General features: G+C 64.2%; 20 protein-coding genes and 1 riboswitch. Of the genes, 10 read left to right on the forward strand and 10 right to left on the reverse strand.

Annotated features, from left to right (window positions below):
- Positions 1-4: 4 nt before the first annotated feature.
- Both ACIPPQ_RS18175 and ACIPPQ_RS18180 read right to left on the reverse strand, forming a co-directional pair.
- Positions 5-1,183: a DegT/DnrJ/EryC1/StrS family aminotransferase gene (locus ACIPPQ_RS18175; protein ID WP_446545471.1), complete on the reverse strand. Its 1,179-nt coding sequence runs from the start codon at positions 1,181-1,183 to the stop codon at positions 5-7.
- Positions 1,184-1,238: 55 nt separating this feature from the next.
- A complete protein-coding gene (locus tag ACIPPQ_RS18180) occupies positions 1,239-2,459 on the reverse strand; it encodes a glycosyltransferase family 4 protein (RefSeq protein ID WP_446545472.1) in 1,221 nt (406 codons plus the stop codon).
- Between the two features lie 211 nt (positions 2,460-2,670).
- Here ACIPPQ_RS18180 and ACIPPQ_RS18185 point away from each other — a divergent pair, with 211 nt between their 5' ends.
- The 4 genes from ACIPPQ_RS18185 to ACIPPQ_RS18200 all read left to right on the forward strand — a co-directional run bounded on the left by ACIPPQ_RS18185 (position 2,671) and on the right by ACIPPQ_RS18200 (position 7,438).
- Positions 2,671-3,687 carry a glycosyltransferase family 4 protein gene (locus tag ACIPPQ_RS18185; RefSeq protein WP_446545473.1) on the forward strand — a complete coding sequence of 339 codons (1,017 nt, stop codon included), beginning with the start codon at positions 2,671-2,673 and terminating at the stop codon, positions 3,685-3,687.
- The gene (locus tag ACIPPQ_RS18190) at positions 3,684-5,042 is read left to right on the forward strand and encodes a hypothetical protein (RefSeq protein ID WP_446545474.1); all 1,359 of its coding nucleotides are present in this window, start codon (positions 3,684-3,686) and stop codon (positions 5,040-5,042) included. The genes ACIPPQ_RS18185 and ACIPPQ_RS18190 overlap by 4 nt, the downstream gene beginning before the upstream one ends.
- Positions 5,039-6,046 carry a class I SAM-dependent methyltransferase gene (locus ACIPPQ_RS18195; protein ID WP_446545475.1) on the forward strand — a complete coding sequence of 336 codons (1,008 nt, stop codon included), beginning with the start codon at positions 5,039-5,041 and terminating at the stop codon, positions 6,044-6,046. Before ACIPPQ_RS18190 ends, ACIPPQ_RS18195 begins: the two co-directional genes overlap by 4 nt.
- Positions 6,047-6,211: 165 nt before the next feature.
- A complete protein-coding gene (locus tag ACIPPQ_RS18200) occupies positions 6,212-7,438 on the forward strand; it encodes a hypothetical protein (protein ID WP_446545476.1) in 1,227 nt (408 codons plus the stop codon).
- Positions 7,439-7,467: 29 nt separating this feature from the next.
- Here ACIPPQ_RS18200 and ACIPPQ_RS18205 read toward each other — a convergent pair whose 3' ends face one another.
- The 8 genes from ACIPPQ_RS18205 to rfbC are packed head-to-tail and all read right to left on the reverse strand — an operon-like array spanning position 7,468 to position 15,097.
- Positions 7,468-8,307, reverse strand: coding sequence for a glycosyltransferase family 2 protein (locus ACIPPQ_RS18205; protein ID WP_446545477.1), 840 nt, complete (start codon positions 8,305-8,307; stop codon positions 7,468-7,470).
- A gap of 13 nt (positions 8,308-8,320) precedes the next feature.
- Complete coding sequence (wecB, locus tag ACIPPQ_RS18210) at positions 8,321-9,475, reverse strand: non-hydrolyzing UDP-N-acetylglucosamine 2-epimerase (RefSeq protein WP_446545478.1); 1,155 nt, start codon at positions 9,473-9,475, stop codon at positions 8,321-8,323.
- Positions 9,472-10,617 carry a polysaccharide biosynthesis C-terminal domain-containing protein gene (locus tag ACIPPQ_RS18215; protein WP_446545479.1) on the reverse strand — a complete coding sequence of 382 codons (1,146 nt, stop codon included), beginning with the start codon at positions 10,615-10,617 and terminating at the stop codon, positions 9,472-9,474. The genes wecB and ACIPPQ_RS18215 overlap by 4 nt, the downstream gene beginning before the upstream one ends.
- On the reverse strand, positions 10,614-11,642 hold the full coding sequence (locus ACIPPQ_RS18220) for a polysaccharide biosynthesis protein (RefSeq protein WP_446545480.1): 1,029 nt from the start codon (positions 11,640-11,642) through the stop codon (positions 10,614-10,616). Before ACIPPQ_RS18220 ends, ACIPPQ_RS18215 begins: the two co-directional genes overlap by 4 nt.
- 33 nt (positions 11,643-11,675) lie before the next feature.
- A complete protein-coding gene (gene rfbA, locus ACIPPQ_RS18225) occupies positions 11,676-12,545 on the reverse strand; it encodes a glucose-1-phosphate thymidylyltransferase RfbA (protein WP_446545481.1) in 870 nt (289 codons plus the stop codon).
- A complete protein-coding gene (rfbD, locus tag ACIPPQ_RS18230; protein WP_446545482.1) occupies positions 12,545-13,438 on the reverse strand; it encodes a dTDP-4-dehydrorhamnose reductase in 894 nt (297 codons plus the stop codon). Before rfbD ends, rfbA begins: the two co-directional genes overlap by 1 nt.
- Positions 13,435-14,508, reverse strand: coding sequence for a dTDP-glucose 4,6-dehydratase (rfbB, locus tag ACIPPQ_RS18235; RefSeq protein WP_446545483.1), 1,074 nt, complete (start codon positions 14,506-14,508; stop codon positions 13,435-13,437). Before rfbB ends, rfbD begins: the two co-directional genes overlap by 4 nt.
- Before the next feature lie 16 nt (positions 14,509-14,524).
- Complete coding sequence (gene rfbC, locus ACIPPQ_RS18240) at positions 14,525-15,097, reverse strand: dTDP-4-dehydrorhamnose 3,5-epimerase (protein ID WP_446545484.1); 573 nt, start codon at positions 15,095-15,097, stop codon at positions 14,525-14,527.
- 233 nt (positions 15,098-15,330) lie between these two features.
- On the opposite strand from rfbC, the gene ACIPPQ_RS18245 reads away from it, so the two are divergent.
- The 6 genes from ACIPPQ_RS18245 to ACIPPQ_RS18270 all read left to right on the forward strand — a co-directional run bounded on the left by ACIPPQ_RS18245 (position 15,331) and on the right by ACIPPQ_RS18270 (position 25,734).
- Entirely contained in the window at positions 15,331-15,984 is a 654-nt protein-coding gene (locus ACIPPQ_RS18245) for an acetyltransferase (protein WP_446545485.1), read from the forward strand.
- Positions 15,985-16,075: 91 nt separating this feature from the next.
- On the forward strand, positions 16,076-17,539 hold the full coding sequence (locus ACIPPQ_RS18250) for a protein adenylyltransferase SelO (RefSeq protein ID WP_446545486.1): 1,464 nt from the start codon (positions 16,076-16,078) through the stop codon (positions 17,537-17,539).
- A gap of 115 nt (positions 17,540-17,654) precedes the next feature.
- The gene (locus ACIPPQ_RS18255; RefSeq protein ID WP_446545591.1) at positions 17,655-18,824 is read left to right on the forward strand and encodes a nucleotide sugar dehydrogenase; all 1,170 of its coding nucleotides are present in this window, start codon (positions 17,655-17,657) and stop codon (positions 18,822-18,824) included.
- Positions 18,825-19,007: 183 nt separating this feature from the next.
- On the forward strand, positions 19,008-21,290 hold the full coding sequence (locus ACIPPQ_RS18260) for an autotransporter assembly complex protein TamA (RefSeq protein ID WP_446545487.1): 2,283 nt from the start codon (positions 19,008-19,010) through the stop codon (positions 21,288-21,290).
- Positions 21,290-25,519 carry a translocation/assembly module TamB domain-containing protein gene (locus tag ACIPPQ_RS18265; RefSeq protein ID WP_446545488.1) on the forward strand — a complete coding sequence of 1,410 codons (4,230 nt, stop codon included), beginning with the start codon at positions 21,290-21,292 and terminating at the stop codon, positions 25,517-25,519. The genes ACIPPQ_RS18260 and ACIPPQ_RS18265 overlap by 1 nt, the downstream gene beginning before the upstream one ends.
- The gene (locus tag ACIPPQ_RS18270; protein WP_446545489.1) at positions 25,519-25,734 is read left to right on the forward strand and encodes a hypothetical protein; all 216 of its coding nucleotides are present in this window, start codon (positions 25,519-25,521) and stop codon (positions 25,732-25,734) included. The genes ACIPPQ_RS18265 and ACIPPQ_RS18270 overlap by 1 nt, the downstream gene beginning before the upstream one ends.
- Positions 25,713-25,895, forward strand: a riboswitch (yybP-ykoY riboswitch). It overlaps the preceding gene by 22 nt.
- Positions 25,896-25,899: the final 4 nt, after the last annotated feature.

The raw sequence follows: 25,899 nt of genomic DNA on the forward strand, positions 1-25,899 counted from the left end.
GCGCTTACCGGCTGGCTTCCTCGAACACCGCGGTAACCACGGCCAGGATTCGCGCCAGTTCCTCGTCGGTGATCGTCGGGTGGCAAAGAAACATCAGGCTCGTCTCGCCGAGTTCGCGCGCGATCGGAAAGCGTTGCGTGGGCCGGAACGGCGCATCGTCGAAAGCCCGCTCCAGATAGACCTCGGAACAGCTTCCGTGCATCACGATCGCGCCGCGCTCGACGCAGGTGGCGACGATGCGATCGCGCGACCAGCCAGCTTTCAGACCATCGGGCCGGACATAGGCATATTGCCGGTAATAGGCATGGGTCATCGTTTCCGAAGGGGCGGGTACGCGAACGGCTTCGCCGAACGGCGCCAGGGCCGAAGCGATCGCGCGGGCAATCGCGGTCCGCCGGGCCGTCCATGCCTCCATCCGCGTGAGCTGGATACGGCCGATCGCCGCCTGGACTTCGAGCATCCGCCAGTTGGTGCCGAAGCTTTCGTGAACCCAGCGAAAACCGGGGGGGTGCTGGCGATTATAGACAGCGTCCCAGCTCTTGCCGTGGTCCTTGAACGACCACATGACGTCCCACAAACGTTCGTCGGCGGTCGTGACCATGCCGCCTTCGCCGCCGGTGGTCATGATCTTGTCCTGGCAAAAGGACCATGCGCCGACATCGCCGATGCTTCCGACGCTTCGCCCGCCGACCTTGGCGCCATGCGCCTGTGCGCAATCTTCGATGACGTGGATGCCGCGATCGGCGGCCAGGTCCATGATACCGTCCATGTCGCACGGCCAGCCGCCGAGATGGACGGGAATGATCGCACGCGTGCGATCGGTCAGTACCGCCGCGATGCTGGCGGGATGAATGTTGCCGCTGTCGAGATCGACGTCGGCGAAGACAGGAGTCGCGCCGGCATTCACCACGGTCGATACCGATGCGATGAAGGTGCGGGGGGTTACGATTACCTCGTCGCCCGGTCCGATATCGAGCGCCTTCAGCGCCAGGTCCAGCGCCAGCGTGCCGTTGGCGAGCGCGATCGCTTTGGGGCTGCCGCACCAGCGCGCGAACTCGGTCTCGAAATTCCGCCCCTCGTCACCGGTCCAGTAATTGACGCGATTGGAGAGGAGGAGGTCGCGGACCCGGTCGGCTTCTTCGTCGGAAAAGCTTGGCCAGGGGGATATGGGGGCGTTGAGCATGGCGCGTCTCTTATGGCAAAGATGACTTGCTGCCAATGACTTGATCGCCGTGCGGTCAGCGATTGGGAGCCGCCACCGCGCGCAGCCATCCGGCGGTCTCGTCGACGGCGCGTTCCATCGCGAGATTCCGGTCGTAAAACGCGCGCCCCTGTCGGCTCATCTCGGCTCGATTTTCTTCAGGTAGTGCTGCGATTCTGGCGATCGCCGCTGCCATGGCATCGACGTCTTCGGGCGGGCAGACGATGGCCGCACCCGATTCCTGCAACATCCCGGCGGCTTCACCCGAAATCCCGGCGAGGACCGGTTTGCCGACCGAAAGATAGTGCTGCAATTTCGACGGAATCGTGATGTCGTAGAGGCTTTCGCCATTCAGGTGCAGAACCAGCGCGTCGGCGCGATCGAAAATGCGATCCATCTTCGCGCGGCCGACCGGGCCGTGCAGGAGTATATGGCCCGATCCGTCGGCGGCAATCTGCTGCGCCAGGCGGTCGCGTTCGATGCCGTGGCCGAACAGGTGCAGCCTGACTTTGTCGTTCGCCGAACGCGCGCGGATAAAGGCGTCGACGACAAAGCCGAGGCTCTGCGCCTGTCCCAGATTACCGCCATAGACAAAGTTGATGGCGTCATCGTCCCATCCGTCGATCGCAACCGGCGGCTCGGTCGGCGTCGCGGGGATATAGGTCGACCAGTTATAAAGGCGGTGGAGCTTCTCCGGAGGAACCCCGCGCTCGGCCAGTCGCGCCTTCATTCCGTCCGATTGGGCGATCACGAGTGCCGCGCGCCGATAGACGAAATCGCAAATCTTCCCGAGGATCGACGGGATCGCCTTACCGCCCATGCCCGATGCCAGCACGCTGTCGGGCCACAAATCCTGTATCTCGACGATAAACGGGCGCCGGTGGACCGCGCCGAACAGCGCCGCCGCGAGCGCCGGGGTCACCGGCGGATGATAGACATAGATCACGTCGAAACGCCGCGCGGTGAAAAGACCGAAGATCAGGCTCGAAAGGAAGAAGCTGGCGTAGTTCAGGATGCGTCCGATCGACGAACGATCGTGTGACGGCCAGATCGGCAGGCGATGGACAGGGAAGGGCCATTGCCGGTCGCGCTGATAGGGCTTGATCCGGTATCCCGGGTACAATTTTCCACCCGGATAATTGGGAAAGGCCGTTGCGACCTCGACCTCCATGCCCTCGGCAATAAGGGCGGCGGCGAATGACGCGCCTTTGAAGGCGGGTTCGGGCTCGAACCACTGGGTAAGGAAAAGGACGCGCACGGGGAGGGGCTTTGCAACTGGGTCAGTGCCGCGTGCCTAGCTTTTCGGTCGGGCGCTGGCAACCGATAGCCGCTCGCCGCCGGCGGCGTGTCAATCATTGCTTGGCGCGCTCTTCCCGAATGGCTATGGGCGCCACTCGCGAGCGACACGCAACAATGGCCCAGAATTCCCGCCCATGACCAATCCAGATATTCAAGGGCGAACGACGGGCGTGCCAAGCGATGCGGACGGCGGTGCGCGTCTCCTCCTCTATGCCGCCGTTCCCGATCCCGCCATGCTGAAGCAGGGCTTTTATGCCGCCGAGGTCGAGGGGCTGTTGCGACAGCCTTCGGTGGCAGAGGTGCATGTGACCAATCGCCTCGGCGATGTCTGGCGCATGCCTTTCGACGGTCTGGTCTGCTATTTCTATTCCTATTCGGCGGTGGCTGCGCTTCTTGCGCGTCTGCGCGGCAAGCCCGTCGTCGCGACCGGGGGCGCAGAACAGGTCTTCCGCTCGATGGCACCCAGCCTGTCGACGTTCCTCGTGCGCATCATATTGTTCTGTTTCACCTTGCTGTTCGCCAATCGCATCCTCGCGACATCGTCGACCGACTATCGCCAGATGCGCAAGATCGGTTGGTTCCGCCGGTCGGCAATCCGGTTGAGCTTTCATGGCGCCGATGCCGTCGGCCGCATCGATGCCGCGAACTTTTCGGTCCAGCGGTCGCCCGGTTCGCTGGTCACCATCTGCGGGATGGACACCGCGGAAAATATCCGGCGCAAGGGGCTGTTGCGCGCCATCGACCTGTTGGCGCGGGTGCGCGAACGGCATCCCGATGCCCGCCTCGTGGTGATCGGCCGCACGACCTGCGCGCATCTCGCCCGCGATCATGCGGCGCGCCTTTCCTGTGAGGATGCCGTCGATTTCGTCGGCTATGTTTCGGAGGAAGAGAAGATCCGGCTGCTGCGGACATCGCGCTATTATGTGCAATTGTCCGAATATGAGGGGTTCGGCATCGGGGCGCTCGAGGCGCTCGCGATGGGGTGCCAGGTCGTCCACAGCAATGTGGGAGGCTTGCGCGACAGCGTCGCCGGCTATGGCCTGGTCCTGCCGCTCGACGGGATCGCTGAATTCGACACCATGGCGCCGTACACGATCGGCGACTGGCCCAAATTCGAGCAGCATATGGCGCAGTTCGGCGTCGACCGGCGTGCGAACGCGATATTGGACGCGCTTGGCTGCCGATGATCCGCGAGCGCAGCCTTCGAGCCAATTCGCTGTCCAGCCTTTTCGCGAGCGGCGGGGTGTTCGCCATTACATTGGCCATGCCCGCGGTCCTCGCCCGATCAATCACCGCATCGGACTATCAGGTCTATGCGACGGCGATGGCGTTTCTGCCGCTCGCGCTGCTGCTCTCGCAGTCCTTGCGAAATTGCGCCGGCAGTGCATTGATCGTCGCCATGCAACGGGCGCAAGGGGCCGATGTCGCGCGCGCCTATCGTCGTATCGTTCTGCTGGTGACGGGCCTTGTCCTTGCCGGGGGCGTGTTGGTCACAGAGTTTCTGCGGTTCTTCTCTTTGGTCGGAGATCTCGATCAAGGGCTGCTCCGCTTCGGCGTCTACTGCGTTCTGATCAATGTTTCGGGTATCGGTTTCTCGCTTCTCGTCACCGGGCCCGCGACCGCCAGCCAGGACTTCGTGCCCGAAAACCTGCTCAAACTTGCTCCGCCGGCACTTCTGCTGGCGCTCCTCATCGCAGTCTTCATCGTTGCGCCGGACGACGAGCTATGGTGGATATTCGCGGCGGTTGCCGTGAGCCCCTGGCCGTTGGCAGGGTGGTTGATGCTTCGCTATCATGGCGCGGTGGGGCGTTGGTTCGACACCAGCCAGACCGGAACGAAGCTTGTTTCCGATCGGTTGACCCCGAATGCCGTTTTTCGCTTCCTCGCCGTGTCGTCGGCCTCGGTGGGGTGGTGGAACCTGACCGCCTATTTCGCGACGTCGATCACCGTCGCGGTGGTCGCGTTGACCTTGCCCGGCGATGTCGTCGCTTTCGGCATGGTATTCAGCCTTATCGGATTGTTGTCGGGCGGATTGATCGCCATATCGGCGCCGATTGCGTCGCGGGTCGCGTCGATCCCGCTTGACGATACCGCGGCAAGGGTCGCCGCGTTTCGGCGGTTCAATGGCTATTTCATCCTCTACATCGTGGCGGTGGCCCTGTTCGTGCTGCTCGTTCCTGCACGGATTTACGAACTCTGGGTCGGGGCCCAATATGCGGGGTCCGTTCGGGCGATGTTGCTGCTGTTGCTTCCGGCGACTGTTTTGCGGTTGCAGACAATGTGCTTCACGCTGTTCGTGATGAGCGTCGGTCGACAGGCGACGCTGTGGTTGAGTCCGATGATCGAGGCGATTGTCGCAACCTTGGCGAGCTTCCTCCTTGCGCCCGTGATGGGGATAGAAGGTATCGCGTTGGCATTGACACTTTCTGCTGCGCTCCGGCTAGCAATGACGCTGTGCCATGATATCGGACTTAATCGAGATGTTTTTCCAATAAGATGGAACGATTTGTTCGTTCCCAAGCTGGTGCGTGCGCAACAATGACTGACCTCGTTTATTCCCGGCCAAATCAGTGCGGCGCGTGCGGCGCCCCATTGCACCCCTGGCTGTCGGGCGTCCGCGACAGAGTGTATGGCGTGGGCGGCGACTGGGACCTGTTCCGGTGTGGCAATGCCGCATGTGCCGCGGCATATCTCGACGCTCGCCTGACCGGCGAACAGCTCGGAAGCTTCTACGCGACATACAGTACCCATAGCGACCCGGTGCTGACCGTAAGCGGCGCCAAGCGTGGCTTCCGGCAGGCGATCGAATGGTTCCTGCATCGGAATCTGGGCTATCGCCGCCCCGATGCTTCGACCGCGACTTCGGTATTGGCGCGCTTCTTTCGCCTGATCCCCCTGCTGCGTCACATGGCGTCGTTGCGGGTTTTCTGGCTACCCTATGTCGCCAACGGCAAGCTGGTCGAAATCGGCTTTGGAAATGCGCAGACTCTGCTGCAAATGCACGACCTCGGTTGGGATGTCGAAGGTATTGAGTTCGACACTGTCTGTGTCGACAAGGCCCGGGCATTGGGACTTCGCGTGGGGGAAGGGGACTTCCTCGCCCAGAATTATGCCGATGGCAGTCTCGATGCCGTCGTTGGCAGCCATGTGATCGAGCATGTTCCCGATCCCGGTGAGTTGATTGCCGCCATCCACGACAAACTGGCGCCCGGAGGACGGATGGTCCTGATCACGCCCAATGGCAAGTCGCTGGGATGCCGGTTGATGGGCGCAGACTGGCGCGGCCTGGAAACGCCGCGGCACCTGACGATTCAGACGTCGGGTTCGCTGATCCGCCATGCTGAGCGGGCCGGATTTCGGACCGTCAAGCTGTTTGGCACGCCGTTGGGTGGGGGGATATTGCAACAGAGCGTGCAAATCCGACGGGGCAAACCTGCCGGCCCTGCAGGGCGGATTGCTCAATTGTTCTGGGCGATCATCGCGAGTGCCATTCACCTGGTTCGACCCAAGGCATCCGATGAAATTGTACTGTTCTGCGAGAAATAGGCTGAAAACCCTGCCTTGAATTTGGCTCCGTCCTTGGGCCGTGCCGGCATGGCTCTGCCCCGCCGTTCGAAATTCGTCGCATTTGTTGCAGGGGCGCCCGGTCCTGAATCGCGTTCGGGTCCATTTCGGCTTGCACAGGACCGCCCCGGGCGACTAACCCGCCGCATGACCTACCGCTCGTCGACGCGCCTGTTTCTGTTCGTGACACTCGCCCTGTTCGCGATGGGCTATGTGTTTCGATATTTTTTCCTGTCGCACTATCTGGGCAGCAACAGCTCGCTGCCGCCCGAATATCTCGACTGGCAAAACGTCAACATCGCCCCTTTGGGGTCTGCGATGATGATATGCTCGGCGATCTTCGCAACCTATTTCATCATCCATGTCGCGACTACGCGATCGGTCGACCGCCAACCGCCTAACTATATCAGGTTGCCCTATTGGGCGTTCGCGGCGCTGGGCGGGTTCATCGTTGCGAGCCTCGCGGTCCGCGCGCAATACGGGGCGGCGCTCGGACAGGAGGCCGCGGCCGATGCGGGCTTCATTTTCGGGACGCTCAACTATCGCATCCAATCCGACCTGATCCCGCCATTGATCCTGCTCGTCATGGAAGTGGCATGGCGGCATCAGGACAAGGTCCAATATTACCTTGGTATTGCAACCCTGGCGGCCTTCTTCATCATCCTGTCGGCGATCACGACCAGCAAGGCGGGCATGGTCTTCTTTCTCGCCCAGCTCATCATGCTCATGTATCTGACCGGGCAAAATCTCCTGAAATATCCGATGCGCATCACATTGGGTGGGCTTGCTGGCGTCCTGGCTTTTATCATCGGCTCGCAGCTTCGCGCTCAGGCATTGGGCGCGGGGGATTCTGCGATATGGGTGTCGCTTAAGGACGGGCATTTTGCCGACACACTGTTTCAGGTCGTCGGGCTTATCGCCAACCGCATCCCGGGCGTGGAGGGGCTGGCCCTTTCGTGCGGGATCGATTGCGACACGCTTCCCGGATTTCATCTACCCTCGCTCGCGCGATCCGCGGCCGATATCTTCACTTACGATATTATTCGCGTCCAGTGGGCGAACGATTTCCGTTCACCCGGGCTCGTTGGCGGCGCGGTCCTGCTGACGGGTTTGTGGGGCGGGGTGGCGATGGTTCTCGGGTTCTTGTTCGCTGCCAAATCGATTTGCTCGACGATGGACCGGTTCCGTTTCAGCGCCGCCGCATCCGCCGCGTTCGTGTACGGTATCCTGCGCATCATGATGGAGGGCGCTTGGTACTGGGTCGATTTCGTCACAATGCTGGCAGGCGTGATCGCGACCGAAGCGGTGAGCAGGCTGCTGATCGCGCGAAAATCCAGCAAGAGCGACAGCGAATTGACGCCGCAACCCGCGTAATAGCGCTGTCCGACCGATGCTAGCCTGGTCTAGGCGGCTTTCAAGGCCCGGTAGCGGGCGAAATCCCTGTCGATCAGCGCTTTGCCCAGGAATTTCAGCCGCAACAGCATAAGCGCGATCGCCGGGTGCGAGTGATGCTTGCGGAGCCACAGTCCCTGCGAGCGATAATGCCAGAGGTAGCGCTGGACGGGAATGTCGGCGGAGCTGGTCCCCGCGCGGTGCACCACGCGTGCTTCGGGCGCGATCGCGATTTCGAAGCCTGCCGCCCTGATGCGCATCGCGAGGTCGGCGTCCTCCCAATACATGAAGAAATCCTCGTCGAAGAGCCCGGCCCGGCGCAGCGCGTCGGCGCGGATCAGCACCGATGCGGCGGTCACCCAGCTATAGCGGTGCGCGGCGAGATCGGCGGGGCCGAAGACGGTGCCGCAGCTCATCAGCCAGGGGCGCATCCAGCTTCCCGAATGGTCGTGTTCGGGATGGTCGGGGTCGGTCATCCACGATCCGACCATGCCCGACGCCGCGCCATCCTTGTCCGCCCGGGCGATGAGCGCGGCGAGGCAATCAGTATCGGGGCGGGCGTCGTTGTTGAGCAGCCAGATGAAGTCCGACCCGTCGCCTACCGCCTCGCGCAGCGCGCGGTTACAGCCGCCACCAAACCCCAGATTCTGCTCATTGGCCAGCAGCACGACGCGCGCGTCGCCCGACAGAGCGGCCTGCATCCGCTCCATCGAATCGTCGCCGCTGCCATTGTCGACGACATAAATACGCCGCGGGGCGAGTGTTTGCGCCTGCAGGCTGCCGACCGCGGCCAGCGTTTCGGCGGGTGCGCGCCAGTTGACGATGACGACGGAGACGCTGGCTTCGGGCACTACGGCGAACCGATCAGATATAGTCGTGCATCCGGATGCCGTCCCACTGGTTCGACAGCCGTGCGGTTCCGAGGATCAACTTCGCGACGCGTTCGCTGGTGTTCGCGATCTGATAGTCGGCCGGGACGACGGGCGGAATTCCCGCGGCCACGCGCTCGGCGTGCAGCTTCACCGCGGCGGCGATCGATTCGAGCATCGCCTGCTGGTCGAGCCCGGTGACGATGATGTTGCCGGTGTCCATCGCCTCGGGGCGCTCGATCGCGTCACGCGGGGTGATCGCGGGAAAGTCGAGGATCGAGCTTTCCTCGGCGATCGTGCCGCTGTCCGAAATCGCGCAATGCGCATGCATTTGCAGGTGATTGTAATCGTGGAAGCCGAACGGTTTCATATATTGGACGCGCGGGTCGAGCGTGATGCCTTCCAGCGCCTCCAGCCGGTTGCGGGTGCGCGGGTGGGTCGAGACGATGACGGGCTGGTCATAGGTGTCGGCGAGCGCATTCAGCGTGCCGACGAGCGCGGCCAGTCGCTCCTTGCTGTCGACATTCTCTTCGCGGTGCATCGAGACGATGAAATAGCCGCGGCGCGTCAGGCCAAGGCGCGACAGGATGTCCGACGCCTCGATCTGCGGGCGGTAATGGTCGAGCACCTCCTTCATCGGCGACCCGGTCAGATAGACGCGGCGATGCTGCATTCCCTCGCTCAAGAGATGGCGACGGGCATGTTCGGTATAGACGAGGTTGAAGTCGCTGATGTGGTCGACGAGGCGGCGGTTCGTTTCCTCGGGAACGTTCCGGTCGAAGCTGCGGTTGCCCGCTTCCATATGATAGACGGGGATCTTCATTCGGCGCGCCATGATCGCGGCGATGGCGCTGTTCGTATCGCCGAGCACGAGAAGCGCGTCGGGGCGGTGCGCCTTCAGCTCTTTTTCGGTCTCGATCAAAATGCCGCCGAGCACGGCGCCGAGGCTCGATGTGTCGACGCCGAGGAAATTGTCGGGCTTGCGCACGCCAAGGTCGCTGAAGAAGACTTCGTTGAGTTCATAATCCCAGTTCTGCCCCGTGTGGACGATCCGGTGATCGGTCAGCGTGTCGAGACGCGCCATCACGCGCGACAGGCGGATGATCTCGGGCCGGGTGCCGAGAATGGTCGTGACCTTGAGCTTGCTCACTGTTTTTCGGTCTCCAAAAGCACCGCGTCGGCATAAGTGTCCGGGTTCGCGGGGTCGAACAGCCGGTGCGACCAGAAAAAGGTCACGACCTCGCTGTCGGTGTCATTGACGATATGGTGGGTGTGCAGCGGCGGCATGTCGATCGCGACCGGTTCGTCGCCCGACACTTCGAAGCTGTGGACTTCGTCGGTCAGCACCTTGCGGATGCGGATCGTCGCTTTGCCCGACACGACGAGAAAGCGTTCGACGAGATCGGTGTGGAAATGATCGCCGCGACGCATCCCCGGCCGCGTGGTCGAAAGGAAGGTTTGCGAACCGGCAAGCGACTTGGCCGATTCGAAGAGGCCGCCACGCGCATCGCTGTTGAGCTTCATGCGCATCGGATAATGCGCCGGATACCCACCGGTCCGGTAGCTGTTGAACAGCGCGAGATCGAAGGGATCGCCGAGGTCGGGGAAGATGTTCGCCTGATAGGAGCGGTGAAAGGCCGCGAGCCGCTCATAGAGCGCGACGATCGACATCTCACGCCCCGCCGGCGCGATCGTACCCGATTCCCCGGCAAGCCCTTTGGCGATGGCGAGGTTCGCCGCCTCGCCGGCGTGGAACAGCGCGACCTTGCCTTCGGGATTGATCGTCGGCTCCTGTCCCGCCCAGATCTGGTCGATCAGCGTCGCGGTGACATTGTTGTAATAGGGACGGGCGCATTCGCCGAAGATGTGCGGCAGGATCAGGTTGGTGAACCCGGCGCCCGCGGCTTCCAGTATTTCCGCCGCGCGCTTCTTCGACCGGCCATAGGGCGTTTCGAACGCGGCGTGGGTGCTGTTGGCATAGACGATATGCGGCTGCGCGCCGGTGCGCGCGATGCTGTCGGCGAGCGCCGTCGCGATCGCGGGATTGGCGGCTTCGACTTCGGCTTCTTCGCCGCGGTTGACCCCCGCGAAGTGGAGGATGACCTCGGCATCGGCGATGGCGGCGTCGCGGGCCGCATCGTCGCCAAAGGCCTCGCGCCCCAGCTGGACGAGCTGGAACGGCTCGGCCTCGCCGCGATAGCGCGCAGCGCAATTGGCGGCGTGCAGGCGCGCGGCCGCATGCCATCCCAATAGTCCGGCTGCGCCGGTGACGACGACCTTGCGGCCCGTCATGCGCGCCACGACGCCAGTTCGGCCTCGACTTCGCCGAGCGTCAGTAGCAGCGCTTTGACGCCTTCGACATCGAGCCGCTCGGCGTTGTGCGAGTGGAAATCCTCCTGCACGGGGCTGATGTCATCGCCTTCGCTGAAATAGGCCGAATAGTTGAGGTCGCGGCCGTCGAGCTGGATCCGCCAATAGTCGCCGAGGTCTTCAGCGGTCGACAATTCCTGCGCACTCGCCAGCGTCTCGGCGAGCTTTTCGGCGTGGCGCCAGCCGATCACTTCGACCGGATGGTCGGGAACGCCGAACAGCTCCTTGAGCGCGGTGACGAGGTCGGCGATCGTCGCAGCAGGCGCCTTGCGGACGAACAGGTCGCCCTGACGCGCATGGGCGAAGGCGAAGCGCACAAGGGCGACGCTATCGCGCAGCGGCATAAGGAAGCGCGTCATCTCGGGCTCGGTCACCGTGATCGGGCGGCCTTCCTTGATCTGCTTGATGAACAGGGGGATGACCGATCCGCGCGAATACATCACATTGCCGTAGCGGACGCAGCTGATCGTCGTCTTTGCATCGGGGCCAACCTCGCGCGCCGCCGCATGGGCGAGCTTTTCCATCAAGGCCTTGGAAATGCCCATCGCATTGATCGGATGGACCGCCTTGTCGGTCGACAGGCAGACGAGGCTGTCTACCCCGTGTTCGACCGCCGAGCGGATCACATTTTCGGATCCCAGCACATTGGTGCGCACAGCTTCGAGCGGGAAGAATTCGCACGAAGGGACCTGTTTCAACGCCGCGGCGTGGAAGATCGCGCCGACGCCCTTGACCGCGCGGTCGACGCTGCCGCGGTCGCGGATGTCACCGATGAAGAAACGCACGCGCGGGTCGCGCAGGTCGTTGCGCAGCGCATCCTGCTTTTCCTCGTCGCGGCTGAGTACGCGAATTTCGCGGTCGCTCACTGCGAGCAGTTCGCGCAAGATCGTCTTGCCGAACGAACCGGTGCCACCGGTAATCAGAATCGGGCTGCTATCGTCGGACAATGATTGTCACTCCCTGTGAGGTATCGGCGTGGTTCAGTGCTGGTCGGCCAGCGCGAGGATGCTACGGCCATATGCCGTCTTTTCCATCAGCTGGCCAGATTTGCGCAATTGGTGGGCATCGATGAAGCCTTGGCGGAAGGCGATTTCCTCGAGGCAGCCGATCATATGGCCGGTGCGGTTCTGGATCACGCGGACAAATTCCGACGCCTCGACAAGGCTGTCGTGGGTGCCGGTGTCGAGCCAGGCGTAGCCGCGGCCCATCTGCTCGACGTAAAGCTCACCCAATTCCATATAGAGGCGATTGAGATCGGTGATCTCGAGCTCGCCGCGTGCGGACGGTTTGATCTGGCGCGCGAGTTCGACGACGCGATTGTCATAGAAATAGAGGCCGGTGACCGCGAAGTTCGACTTGGGCTGCGCAGGCTTTTCCTCGATGCTGAGCGCGCGGCCGGCGTTGTCGAGCTCGACGACGCCATAAGCCCGCGCATCGGCGACCTCATAGGCGAAGACGGTGGCGCCCGCCTGCCGGCCCCGCGCATTGCCGAGCAGGGTCTGGAAACCCGCACCATAGAAGATATTGTCGCCAAGTACGAGCGCCGCCGACTGATCCTCGATGAAGTCGGCACCGATATGGAAGGCCTGCGCAAGCCCCTCGGGCTTCGGCTGGATGGCATATTCGATGCGCAGCCCCAATTGGCTGCCGTCGGCGAAAAGCCGGCGATAATTGTCGATATATTCGGGCGAGGAGATGATCAGTATCTCGCGAATCCCGGCGAGCAGCAGCGCCGACAGCGGATAATAGATCATCGGCTTGTCATAGATGGGCAGCAGCTGTTTGTTGATCGCCAGCGTCGCCGGATGGAGACGGGTACCCGAGCCCCCGGCCAGAATGATTCCGCGCATTATCGATGCTCTCCTGAATTCAGTCGTTCGTCCAATATGGCATCGACGGCGTCGCGCCATGGGCGAAGGGTGAGGCCGAGGCCGGCGCGCAGCTTTTCGGTCGCCAGCCGCGAGTTGGCCGGACGCTGTGCGGGCGTCGGATAGTCCTGCGTCGTAATCGGTTCGAGCCGCGACGTCTTTCGGCCTGCCGCCGCGCTACGGTCGAAAATATGCCGGGCGAGATCGTACCAGCTCGCGTCGCCGCCGTTGACGGCATGCCAGGTCTCGCCGGTCGCCGCATCGCGATCGACGATGGCGAGCAGCACTTCGGCGAGGTCGGCGGCGTTGGTCGGAGAGCCGTGCTGATCGGCGACGACGCGGACAAGGTCGCGCTCTTCGCCGAGCCGCAGCATCGTGTTCAGGAAATTGGCGCCGCCCGCGCTGAGGACCCACGCGGTGCGGACGATTGCGTGGCTGCCGGGCGCGGCCTGCCGCACCGCCGCTTCGCCCGCCGCCTTGGTCGACCCATAGACGCCGAGCGGCGCGATCGGGTCGGATTCCAGATAGGGGGCGTCCTTCGTGCCGTCGAAGACATAGTCGGTCGATACATGAACGATGGGGATATCACGGGCGGCGGCCAGCTCGGCGAGGATTCCGGGAGCCTCGGCGTTGATGGCGTGGGCAAGCCCGGCTTCGCTTTCGGCGCGGTCGACCGCGGTATAAGCGGCGCAGTTGACGATCGCGCGCCAGGGACCCCGACCGACGAATGCCCGGAGCGCGGCGGGATCGGTCAGGTCGCATTCGGCCCGGTCGGGCGCGACGACGGCCACGCCGTTGCGGCTCGCCAGCGCGGCGACGGCGCCGCCGACCTGTCCGCTGCCGCCGGTGACCAGGAGGGGATGCGCCGCGGTCATACCGAAACCGCCGCGCCCAGCCTTTCCCCGCGATAGCTGCCCGACAGGATATCCCGCCACCAGCCTTCATTGTCGAGATACCAGCGGATTGTCGCCGCAATACCAGTTTCAAAGCTTTCCGCCGGCTGCCAGCCGAGTTCGCGCTTCAGCTTCCCCGCGTCGATCGCATAGCGGAAGTCGTGCCCCGGCCGATCGGCGACGAAATTGATCTGCTCGCGGTAGCTGCGCCCGTCGGCGCGCGGACGAAGCTGGTCGAGCGTGTCGCAGATGACCTCGACAACCTGCAGGTTGGTGCGTTCGCTGTTGCCGCCGATCATGTAGCTGTCGCCGACCTTCCCGCGCTCGAACACCGCGCGGAGCGCGCGGACATGATCGTCGACGAACAGCCAGTCGCGGACATTGTCGCCGCGGCCATAGACCGGCAAGGCCTCGCCCGAGAGGCATTTGATGATCATCAGCGGGATCAGCTTTTCGGGGAAATGATAGGGGCCGTAATTGTTCGAACAGTTGGTGACGAGCGTCGGCAGGCCATAGGTATGGTGCCAGGCGCTCACCAGATGGTCCGATCCCGCTTTCGACGCCGAATAGGGCGAACGCGGGTCGTAGGCGGTTTCCTCGGTGAAGAAGCCTTCTGGTCCCAAGGCGCCGAACACCTCGTCGGTCGAAATATGGTGGAAGCGGAACTGCGCCTTGCGCGTTTCTTCCATCCCGCGCCAATAGTCGGTCGCCGCGGACAGCATCGAAAAGGTGCCGACGATGTTGGTTTCGATGAAGGCGCCGGGGCCATCGATCGACCGGTCGACATGGCTTTCGGCGGCGAGGTGCGTGATGACGTCGGGCCGGACCTCGGCAAGCAAATCGGCGACCAGCGCGCGATCGCAGATATTGCCGTGGACGAACTCGAAGCGGTTGTTCCCTTCGGCTGCGGGCAGCGATGCCTTGTTGCCCGCATAGGTCAGGGCATCGAGCACGACGACGCGATAGTCGCTGTCGGCGACGAGGTGACGCGCGAGCGCCGACCCGATGAAACCGGCGCCGCCGGTGATCAAGATGGTGTGGGGGGAGGTCATAGGGAGGAACCGTTCGTCAGGGGTGAAGCGGCAACAGGGGCGAGCCGTCATAGGCAAAGTCGAGTTCGGCGTCGGCCAGCAGCGGCAGGATCGCATCCTTTGCGGACAGGACGGCGTCGGTCGCTCCGGCTGCGGCGAAGGGCCAGTCGATGCCGAGCGCCGGATCGTCCCAGCGCACCCCGCCTTCGGTCTCCGGTGCATAGAAGTCGTCGACCTTGTACGCCACCTCGCAATCGCTTTCGAGGGTCATGAAGGCATGGCCGAAACCCGCGGGGACGAAGAGCTGATGGCCGTTGTCGGCGGAAAGCTCGGCGCCGACATGCTGGCCGAAGGTCGGGGAATCGCGGCGAAGGTCGACGGCTACGTCGTAGATACGACCGCGAACGCAACGGACCAGTTTCGCCTGCGCGTGCGGGGTGCGTTGGAAATGGATGCCGCGGATCGTTCCCGGCGGCGCCGAATAGCTGTGGTTGTCCTGGACGAAGGCCGCGTCAACGCCAAGGTCGCGATAGCGCTGGGCGTGGAAGGTTTCCATAAACCATCCCCGCTCGTCTGCGAAGCGTCTGGGGGTCAGCAGGATGACTGTCATGAAGAATGGATCCGGGCTTGAGACACCCAAGGCCCTTTAACGCAGCCATCCGCACAGGCCAGTGAAAACTAACGCTTCGGTCGGTTCGGCCTTGCGTGCGAGCGCAGCGCGGTTGTGAATGGCGCTCGATGATGCAATCACCCGATCCATCGGGATTCGTCCGCAAAAGCGGCCTTGCGCCGCGATCTCTGCCAAGGGTCGCATCGGCCGGATCCAAGGGAATGGAAGACATAATGACACGATTGATCGGCATTTATGGAGCGGGCGGCCATGGACGCGAAATCATGTCGGTGGCGCGCGAGCAGTATGCGCACGATGATGCAAGACTGGTGTTCATCGACGACAATGCCTTCGGTTCCGGCGACCGGATCAACGGCCAGGACGTTCTGGCATGGTCGGCATTTGTCGAGCTGGCCGGAGACGGCGCTGCCGTTGCGATCGCGATTGCGGACGCGGCCGTGCGCGAAAGATTGACGGCCCGCTGCATCGAAGCGGGTATTGCGGCTTGCCATATTCGGGCCGCGAATGTGGTCGTCGGAGACAATGTGACGATCGGCGATGGCGCGATCCTGCAACCCTTTGTCACGCTGACGTCCGATGTCCGGATCGGTCGGGGTTTCCACGCAAATATATACAGTTCTGTCTCGCATGACTGCGTACTCGGCGATTTCGTGACCTTTGCGCCTGGGGTCAGGTGCAATGGCAATATCCACATCGGGGACCGCGCCTATATCGGGGCCGGCGCCATCCTTCGCCAGGGAACGCCGCACAAGCCGCTGGTGATCGGAGCCGGCGCCGTCGTAGGCATGGGTGCCGTCGTTACGAAGGACGTGCCTCCGGGCGTTACAGTCGTCGGAAACCCGGCCCGCTTATTGGAAAAGAAGTAAAGGAAAAGCCGGGCCTGCGAACGCTGGCTTTCGATGGGGCGACCAACGGGTGCGCTTGCATTTGCGGTGTCACGGCTCGACATAGACCGCCATGGATTTTGCGTTTCACAATAGTTTTCACGATTCGATGGAGGGCTTTTACGCGCCCGCCGAAGCCGCGAAGCCGTCAGCGCCAAAGCTTCTGATTTTCAACCATAAGCTGGCGAAGGAGCTCGGACTCGACACGGCGGACCTCCCCGACGAGCAACTGGCGCGCCTGTTTTCGGGTGAAGAGATGCCCGATGGGGCCGAACCGCTCGCATTTGCCTATGCCGGGCATCAGTTCGGGCATTTTTCGCCGCAGCTCGGTGACGGCCGCGCGCTCTTGCTCGGCGAAATCGTTGCGCCGGACGGCGCGCGTTTCGATATCCAGCTCAAGGGTTCGGGGCCGACCGCCTTTTCGCGCAACGGCGACGGCAAGGCGGCGATCGGCCCCGTCTTGCGCGAATTTCTGATTTCGGAGGCGATGGCGGCGATGGGCGTGCCGACGACGCGTGCGCTCGCTGCGGTCGCGACGGGCGATCGCGTCCAGCGCGAACGCGCGCATCCAGGCGCAGTGCTGACGCGCGTCGCGAGCAGCCATATCCGCGTCGGTACCTTCCAGTTCTTTGCCGCCCATTTCGGCGCCGACCATGTGACTCAGCTGTCCGACTACAGCATCCGCCGGCATTTTCCGGACCTCGCCGGGGCTGACAACCCGCATCTGGCTTTGCTCGACCGCGTGACGGGCCTGCAATGCGAACTGGTTTCGCATTGGCTGGGCGCGGGGTTCATCCACGGCGTGATGAACACCGACAATGTCGCGATCAGCGGCGAGACGATCGATTATGGGCCGTGCGCCTTCATGGATCGCTTTTCGGCCAATGCGGTGTTCAGTTCGATCGACGCGAACGGGCGTTACGCCTTTGGCCGGCAGCCGCAGATCATGCACTGGAACATGGCGCGCTTCGCCGAAGCGCTGCTGCCGGCGATCCACCGCGTTTCGCCCGACGATGTCGAGGCCGCGAAGGCGGTCGTCGACGCGATTCCCGCCCGGTTCCGGGCGATCTGGCATGCGAGGGTGGGCATGAAATTGGGCCTCGTGAACGGCGCGGGCGACGATAGCGAATTGATCGACACGCTCTTCGACGAGCTCGAAAAGCATGAGGTCGACTATATCTCCTTCTTCCGCGCGCTCGCGATGCTGCTGCGCGGCGACGGAACGATGCTCGAAGGCCTGTTGCCGGCCCCCGACGCGATGGCGCCTTGGATCGCCGAATGGTGGGGGCGGATCGTGCAGGATGGGGCGGGGCCGATCGAGCTTGCCGCGGCGATGGACGGCGTGAACCCGCTCTACATCCCGCGCAATCACCAGGTCGAAGCCGCGCTCGCGGCCGCCGAGGAGGGCGATCTAGCGGCGTGGCTCCGGCTTCTCGAGGTCGTCAGGAATCCATTCGGCGAGCGCCCCGAATGGTCCGAATATGCGCTGCCGGCACCGGCGGATTCCGCTCCCTATACAACCTTCTGCGGAACCTGAGCTCCGCGATGCCCGTCCGTGGCGATGCGGCGCGGATGGAGTTGAGCGATCGGGACGCGCCTGTTAGGAGCGGCGCTTGCCTGACTGAGGAACAGATATCGTGCCGCACACCCCGGTGAAGATTGCAATTGTCGGTACCGGCTATGTCGGGATTTCGAACGCCGTGCTGCTCGCACAGCATAACCGCGTCGTTGCGCTCGATATCGACAGCCGCAAGGTCGATCAGATCAACGCTGGTATTTCGCCGATCGCCGATCCCGAGATCGAGGCGTATCTGGGGGAGCGCGAACTCGACCTCGTCGCGACGATCGACAGGGAAAGCGCCTATGACGGTGCCGATTTCGTCGTCGTCGCGACGCCGACCGACTACGACCCCGACACCAATTATTTCAACACGGGGTCGGTGGAATCCGTGATCGCCGATGCGCTGAAACTGGCCCCGGGGGCGCTGATCATCGTCAAGTCGACCGTCCCGGTGGGTTTCACCGAGCGCATGCGCGCGCTGCACGGGACCGACGCGATCGTCTTTTCGCCCGAATTCCTGCGCGAAGGCCGCGCATTGTACGACAATCTGCACCCGTCGCGGATCGTCATCGGCAACACCGATCCACGCGCCGCGGCATTTGCGCAGCTTCTGCTCGACGCATCGCTGAAGCCCGAGACCGCGATCCTGCACACGGGCAACACCGAGGCCGAGGCGATCAAGCTCTTCGCCAACACCTACCTCGCGATGCGCGTCGCCTTCTTCAACGAACTCGACACCTATGCCGCGCTGCATGGCGTCGATTCGCGTCAGGTGATCGAAGGCGTGTGCCTCGATCCGCGTATCGGACAATTCTACAACAATCCCTCCTTCGGTTACGGCGGCTATTGCCTGCCGAAAGACACGAAGCAGATGCTGGCCAATTATAAGGAAGTGCCGCAGAACCTGATTCAGGCGATCGTCGCGTCGAATACGACACGCAAGGATTTCATCGCGTCCGAAATCATCAAACGCGCGCCCCGCGTGGTCGGCATCCATCGCCTCGCGATGAAGGCAGGCTCCGACAATTTTCGCGCCAGCAGCATCCTTGGCGTGATGAAGCGGGTGAAGGCGAAGGGGATCGAAGTGATCGTCTATGAACCGTTGGTCGAGGAAGACCGGCTGTTCAATTCGCGCGTGATCCGCGACCTCGATGCGTTCAAGGCCGAGGCCGATGTCATCATCGCGAACCGCGTGACGGGCGATCTCGCCGACGTCGCCGACAAGGTTTACAGCCGCGATCTTTTCGGCGCCGATTCCTGATTATCTCCCCCGACGCAGTTCGACGCATTGCCGGGAACTGTCCCATTGTCGGAGAGTTAGCCTATCAAACGGGGAGAAACGGGTTGCACAGCCATATCTCGCAAGCCACAAGCGTGCATCGGTGGCCAGCAGATGCAAAAATCTGAAAATTCCTGTGTATTGTCATGGCGCCCGTCCGCGCGCATGCGCCCCCTGCTGATCGGCGCAACCTCCTTCCTGTGTCTCGCATGGGCAGGGGCAGCACACGCCCAGCAAGTCGAGCCACCGAAGGTCGTGCCGACACTCGAAACCACGGCGACGGAGCCGATCGCGGCGCCTTCGCCGCCGCCGCCCGACGTCGTGCTGCCCGAAGTCGCGCCAATCATCAGCGATGAGGAGTTCGAAAAGGCGATCCCCTCGATCGGAGTAGAGGACGATCCCGAACTCGATCGGCCGCTCGAATCGATCGCCGATTTTGAAAAGCGCGAGGCGGCCGAAGCGGCGAAGCGCGCGCAGGCGACCGCCGACGGAACGGTGGAAACGCAGTCCCCGCAGGTCGATGGCGTGCCGGTTCCGGCGCTGGCCGATGGCGATGCCGTCGAAGCGATCGGCGACGCGCCGATCAGCGACAGCGAACTTGCGGCGCCGTTGCCGCCGCTCGAGAACTTCGACGTCGAACCGGTCCAGTTCGCCGAGGCCGAGGACGAGAAGGATAATGTCAGCGTCGCCTATCTGGTGAAGGTCAACGGTCTCGATCCCGCGGACGACAGCACCGATGCCGATCTCGCCGATCTGTTCGGCGATCTCTCGGCGCTCTACGACGGCGACGGCAAGGCCGACAATACGGCGATGGTCCGCGCCCGCCTTACCGTGGACGGCGAGCTGATGCAGCGCATCCTCGCATCGGAGGGCTATTATGACGCGGTCGTCGATACGCGCATCGACCGGGGCGCGCGCGAGGAAGGGCAGGCGCGCCAGCCCGGGCAGCCGCTGACCGCGATCATCGATGTAAAGCCCGGCAAGCGCTATACGCTGGCGGATATCATCGTCGATGCGGCGCCGACGATCCCGCCGACGCTCATCGCAGACAATTTCCCGCTGAGCGTGGGCGAGCCGATCGTCGCGCAGCGCATCCAGGGCGCCGAGGCGGCGATCGCGCTCAAGCTGCCGCAGGAAGGCTATCCGTTCGCCAAGGTCGGGCAGCGCGACATCCTGCTCGACGGCGCGACCGGCGACGGCGTCTACACGCTGCCGGTCGATATCGGCAAAAGATCGCGCTTCGGGGGGATCGAAACGACGGGCGACCTCGCGTTCGATGCCAAGCATGTCGAGGTCCTCGCGCGGTTCAAACGCGGCGACCTGTACGACAGCCGCAAGGTCGACGACCTGCGGCAGGCGCTCGTTGCGACGGGGCTTTTTTCGACCGTCGCGGCCGAGCCGCAGCCGACGGGCGAGAGCGCGGGCGACGACACCGAATATGTGACGATGCTCGTGACCCAGCAGAAGGGGCCGCCGCGGACGATCGCGGCCAGTGCGGGTTATGGCACGGGCGAGGGGATCCGGCTCGAAGGGAGCTGGACGCACCGGAATTTCCTGCCGCCCGAAGGCGCGTTGACCTTCCGCGGGGTGCTCGGGACAAAGGAGCAGGGCATCGGCGCGACGCTTCGCCGATCGAACGCGGGGCAGCGCGATCGCACCCTCGAGCTCGTCACCGAGGTGACCCGCAACGACTATAATGCGTTCGAGGCGATCACCGGCCGCGTTGCCGCGCGCGTCAGCTATGACTCGACGCCGATCTGGCAGAAGAAATTCACCTATGCCTATGGCGTCGAACTGCTCGCGTCGCGCGAGGATGATTATGATTTCGCGGCGGGCGAGCGCAAATATGACTTCTACACGATCCTCGGGCTGACCGGGCAGGTCGGGATGGACCGTACCGATAGCCTGCTCGATCCGACCAAGGGGTTCCGCATCACCTCGCTGATCCAGCCCGAAGGCTCGCTGGCGGGGCGTTTCTCGCCCTATGCGCGGCTGCGCACCGACATCAGCGGCTATTATCCGGTAACCGACAGCATCGTGCTCGCGGGGCGCGTCCGCGTCGGGTCGATCCTCGGTGCGGCACGCGAACGCCTCGCGCCGTCGCGTCGCTTCTACGCCGGCGGCGGCGGCTCGGTACGCGGTTTCGGTTATCAGGAGCTCGGGCCGAAGGACCCGAACGACGATCCGATCGGCGGCCGCAGCGTCAACGAGATGGCGGTCGAGGCACGCTATCGCTTCGGTAATTTCGGCGTCGTCGGCTTCGTCGATGCGGGGCAGGTCTATCGGTCGTCGGCGCCGACCTTCCAGAATTTGCGCTTCGGCGCGGGGATCGGCGCGCGCTATTATACCAATTTCGGCCCGATGCGCTTTGATATCGCGACCCCGATCGGCCGCAAGCCGGGCGAATCGCGCGTGAGCGTCTATGTCTCGATCGGTCAGGCCTTCTGATGGCCGCGGACGAACCCCTCGCCACCGAAGGCGCCGCGCCGGGCAAGACACGCTCGTGGCCGCTCACGATCCTGCGCTGGATCGGGCTGACCTTGCTCGGGCTCGTCCTGCTCTTTGCGCTGTTCCTCGTCGGGTTGAACAGCGATGCGGGGCGGCGTTTTGTCGTCACCCAGATCGAGAAATATGAATTCGAAAACGGGATGAAGATCGGCATCGGCCGGCTCGACGGGTCGCTGTACGGCCGGATGGTCATCCGCGATTTCACCCTGTCGGACCCCAAGGGCGTTTTCCTCGCGTCGCCCGAGGTGCGCGTCGACTGGCGGCCGATCCGCTATCTCGCGAACCATGTCGACGTTCGATCGGCCACCGCCGCGACGATGACGATGCGGAAATTGCCCGAGTTCAAGGTCGTCCCGGATACGGGCGAGCCGTTGCTGCCCGATCTCGACATCGACGTCGGCACGCTTCGCATCGATCGCTTTATCTTCGAGGCGCCGGTTGCGGGCGAGCGGCAGGAAGCGAAGATCGCTGGCAAGATCGCGATCGCCGACCGACGTGCGCAGGTGACCGCCAACGCCGAAACGATCGGGGCGAAGGCGAAGGGCGACACGCTGAAACTGTTGCTCGACGCGGTGCCCGAGGAAAACCGGCTGGCGGTGACGCTCGACGTAAACGCACCGCAAGGCGGCGTTCTCGCCGCGATGGGCGGGTTCAAGGAACCGCTGACCGCAAAGCTCGACGGACGCGGCGACTGGAAGGCGTGGAACGGCAATCTGACCGCAAACCTCGGCGCCGCGCCGCTCGCGCGCGTCGCGCTGACCGGTCGCGACGGCACCTTCACCGCGAAGGGAAGCGCGCAGGCGTCGCGGCTGCTGACCGGGCCGATGGCCGAGATGCTGGGTACCGAGACCGCGATCGACCTCACCGCGCGGCTCAACGAACGCAAGGCCGATATCGACGGCCGCCTGTCGTCCGATGCCGCGCGGCTCGGGGTCAGTGGCGGCGTCGATCTGGGCGCCAGCCGCTACGATGGATTGCAACTCGCCGCCAATATCCTGCGCCCCGGGGCGATTGCCCCCGCGTTGCGCGCCAATGGCTTGCGCGCGACCGCGACGCTCGACGGCGCATTCGATTTGCCGACGGTTGAATATCAGGCGAACGCCAACAGCCTCGCGGTCAATGACATCGTCGTCGAGGGGCTCAGCCTTGCGGGCAAGGCGCGCGTCGACGCCGACCAGATCGTCATTCCGGTTGCCGGCCGCGCGTCGCGCATCCGCGGGCTCGACACCGTTGCGGGAGGCACGCTGGTGCAGGTGCGGCTCGACGGTGACCTCGCGTACAGCAACGGCCGCATCCTCAGCGACAATCTGCGCCTGCGCTCGCCGCGCATCGACGCTAAGGCGATCATCATCGCCGACCTCAACAAGGGTTTCTACACCGGCGCGATCGATGGGCGGATCAACGATTACCGCATCGAAAGCGTCGGCATCTTCGACATCGACACCGACGCCGACCTGAAAACCGCGCCGCGCGGTGGGTTCGAGATCGTCGGGCGCGTTCGCGCGCGATCGACGAAGCTGTTCAATTCGGGGGTGCGCGATTTCCTCGGCGGCAATGCGACCGCGTCGAGCGATGTGCGCTATGGCACCGACGGCATCGTCCGCTTTGCGAACCTCCGGCTTTCGGCGCCGCGCCTGCGCGTCACCGGCGGGCAGGGGAGCTATGCCCCGAACGGCCAGATCCGCCTGAATGCGCGCGCGAACTCGACCGATTATGGCCCCGTCGGGGTCGAGCTTGCGGGGACGATCAGCGACCCGCGCGCGGTGGTGACCGCCGCGCGGCCGGGGCTCGGGATCGGGCTCGCCAACCTCGTCGCGCGGATCAACGGCGCGCCGAACGGCTATCGTCTCGCGGCGACCGGCGACACCGACTATGGGCCGCTGTCGGCCGACGTCGTGCTGCTGATGGCAAAGGGACCGCTGACGATCGATGTCGAGCGCGGCGACCTGTCGGGGATCGGCTTTAACGGGCGGCTGGTGCAGAGCAAGGCGGGACCGTTCGAGGGTCAGCTCAATGCGTCGGGGCAGGGGCTCGGCGGCCTCGTCCGGCTGACCGCTGCGGGGAAATATCAGGCCGCGGCGATCAACGTCCGCGCCAATGACGTCGTTCTCCCCGGACCGGCGCAGCTCGCGGTGGGGTCGGCGATCGTCGATGCCGACGTTACCCTGTACGACCGGCCGCACATCGTCGCCGACATCCAGGTCGCCGAAACGCAGATTCGCGAATATGATATCGCGGTCGCGCGGGTGAAGATCGATTATCGCGACGGCAGCGGCAAGGCGCAGGCGTTGGTCGAGGGCACCAGCGGCGTGCCGTTCCGGATCGCTGCCAATGCCGATCTCAAACCCGATCTCTGGCGCGCATCGGTGCAGGGCCGCGCGACGGGCATCAATTTCCGTACCACCTCACCCGCGCGGATCATCCCGGGCGCCGACGGTTACGAGCTGCTGCCGACGACGGTCAGCCTCGGCCGCGGCAGCAGCGCGCGGATCGCCGGGCGCTTCGGCGACGGGATCATGCTCCAGAGCCGGCTCGACCGCGTGAACATGGCGATCCTTAACGCCGTCTATCCCGACATGGGATTGGGCGGCCGGGCATCGGGGAGCCTCGATTTCGAGCAGGCCAATTCGGACAGCTTCCCGCGCGCCGACGCGCGGCTGACGATTCACGATTTCACGCGCACGACCGCCGTGTCGATCAGCCAGCCGGTCGATGTCAATTTCGCCGGCAAGCTGCTCGCCGACGGCGGCGAGGCGCGCGCGGTGATGCGCAAGCGCGGCAGCGTGATCGGGCGGATGCAGGCGTCGCTGCGCCCGCTGGGTCCCGGCGCGGGCGGCTGGACCGAACGGCTGATGGCGGCGCCGCTCGGCGGCGGCATCCGCTACAACGGCCCTGCCGACACGCTCTATTCCTTCTTCGGCCCCGCCAACCAGCATGTGTCGGGGCCCGTCGCGGTCGCCGCCGATTTCAGCTGCTCGGTTTCCGACCCCTGTTTGCAGGGCGTCGTGCGCGGCAAGGACATGGTCTACGAGAATCAGACCTATGGCACGCGCCTGACCAATATGGTGGTCGCCGGACGCTTTACCGGCAACCGGCTGGAGATCGAGCAGCTGACCGCAAAGGCCGGCGACGGCACCGTCCAAGCGAAGGGCTTTATCAGCCTCGCGTCCGCCGACGGCTACCCGATGAACATTTCCGCGACGCTCGACAATGCGCGCCTTGCCAAGAGCGAGAATATCGCCGCGCGTGCGACCGGCAATCTGACGCTGGAAAAGGTTGCGGGGCAGACAGCGTTGCTTTCGGGCAGCCTTCGTCTTCCCGAGACGCGCTACAAGATCGTGCGTGAAGGCGCGGCGCAGGTGCCGGTGCTGACCGGCGTGCGGCGCAAGCCGCCCGCGGGGCGCCCACGGGTCGCCGGCGACGGGCTGGCGGCGGTGGGTGGCAGCCTGTTCGACCTCATCCGCCTCGACATCGCGTTGAAGGCACCCGACGAAATCTATGTCTCCGGCATGGGGCTCGAATCCGAATGGAAGGCCGATATCGTGCTGCGCGGCACGACCGAGGCGCCGCGTGTGACGGGCGAGATCGAACTGGTGCGCGGCACGCTTGGGTTCGCGGGCCGTTCGTTCGAGCTTCAGGAAGGCCGGGTGACCTTCCCGACGGGCGATGCCTTCGATCCGGCGATCCGCCTGCTCGCGAGCGATACGATAGAGACGGTGACGGTGAGCGTCAGCGTCACCGGCCGTGCGAGCAATCCGCAGATCGCCTTCTCGAGCGTCCCCGGCTTGCCGCAGGACGAAATTGTCTCGCGTATCTTGTTCGGCGATTCGATCACGACCCTGTCGCCGTTGCAGGCGGTCCAGCTCGCGTCGTCGCTCAACACGCTCAGCGGTAGCGGCGGGGGGTTGAGTCCGCTCGGCGCGCTCCAGTCGGCGACGGGCATCGACCGGCTGCGCGTCCTTGGCCCCGACGACACCGTCGGGCGCGGCGCCGCGCTCGCCGCCGGGCAATATATCACCAAGGATATCTATATCGAGGTGATCACCGACGCGCGCGGCTATACCGCAACGCAGCTCGAGATCAGCCTGACCCCCGCGCTGTCGCTGCTCAGCCAGGCGGGCGGTTCTGGCCAGACGAACCTCAGCGTCCGCTATCGCAAGGATTATTGATGCGCGCCGTCTTGCTTGTCCCGCTGCTGTTGCTCGCCGCGTGTAAGGACGAGCCGCGCTTCGAGGAACGTTATGACAAGGCGGCCAAGGAGATCGAGGCGCGCGCCAAAGCGATGGACGCCGACATCGCCGAATCCGAAAAGGCGGACGCCGCTACGCCGGACTTGCCAGAACCGGCTGCGCCGTCTAACGCGCCAAAGTCATCTGGGGAGTAGCCAGCCGTCCTTTGGGGCGGGCCACCGTGTCAACATACTCGGCCGAGAGGTCGTGGTGCGGTGGAAGCGGGAAACCGCTTGGGCGAGACCAATGGCATCGACCTTCGTCCGGGCCGGGCGGCGGGTTTGATGTCTATTGGAATCGCGAAGCCGTCCGGCCCCGGA

This window comes from Sphingopyxis sp. LARHCG72 (assembly GCF_052871675.1).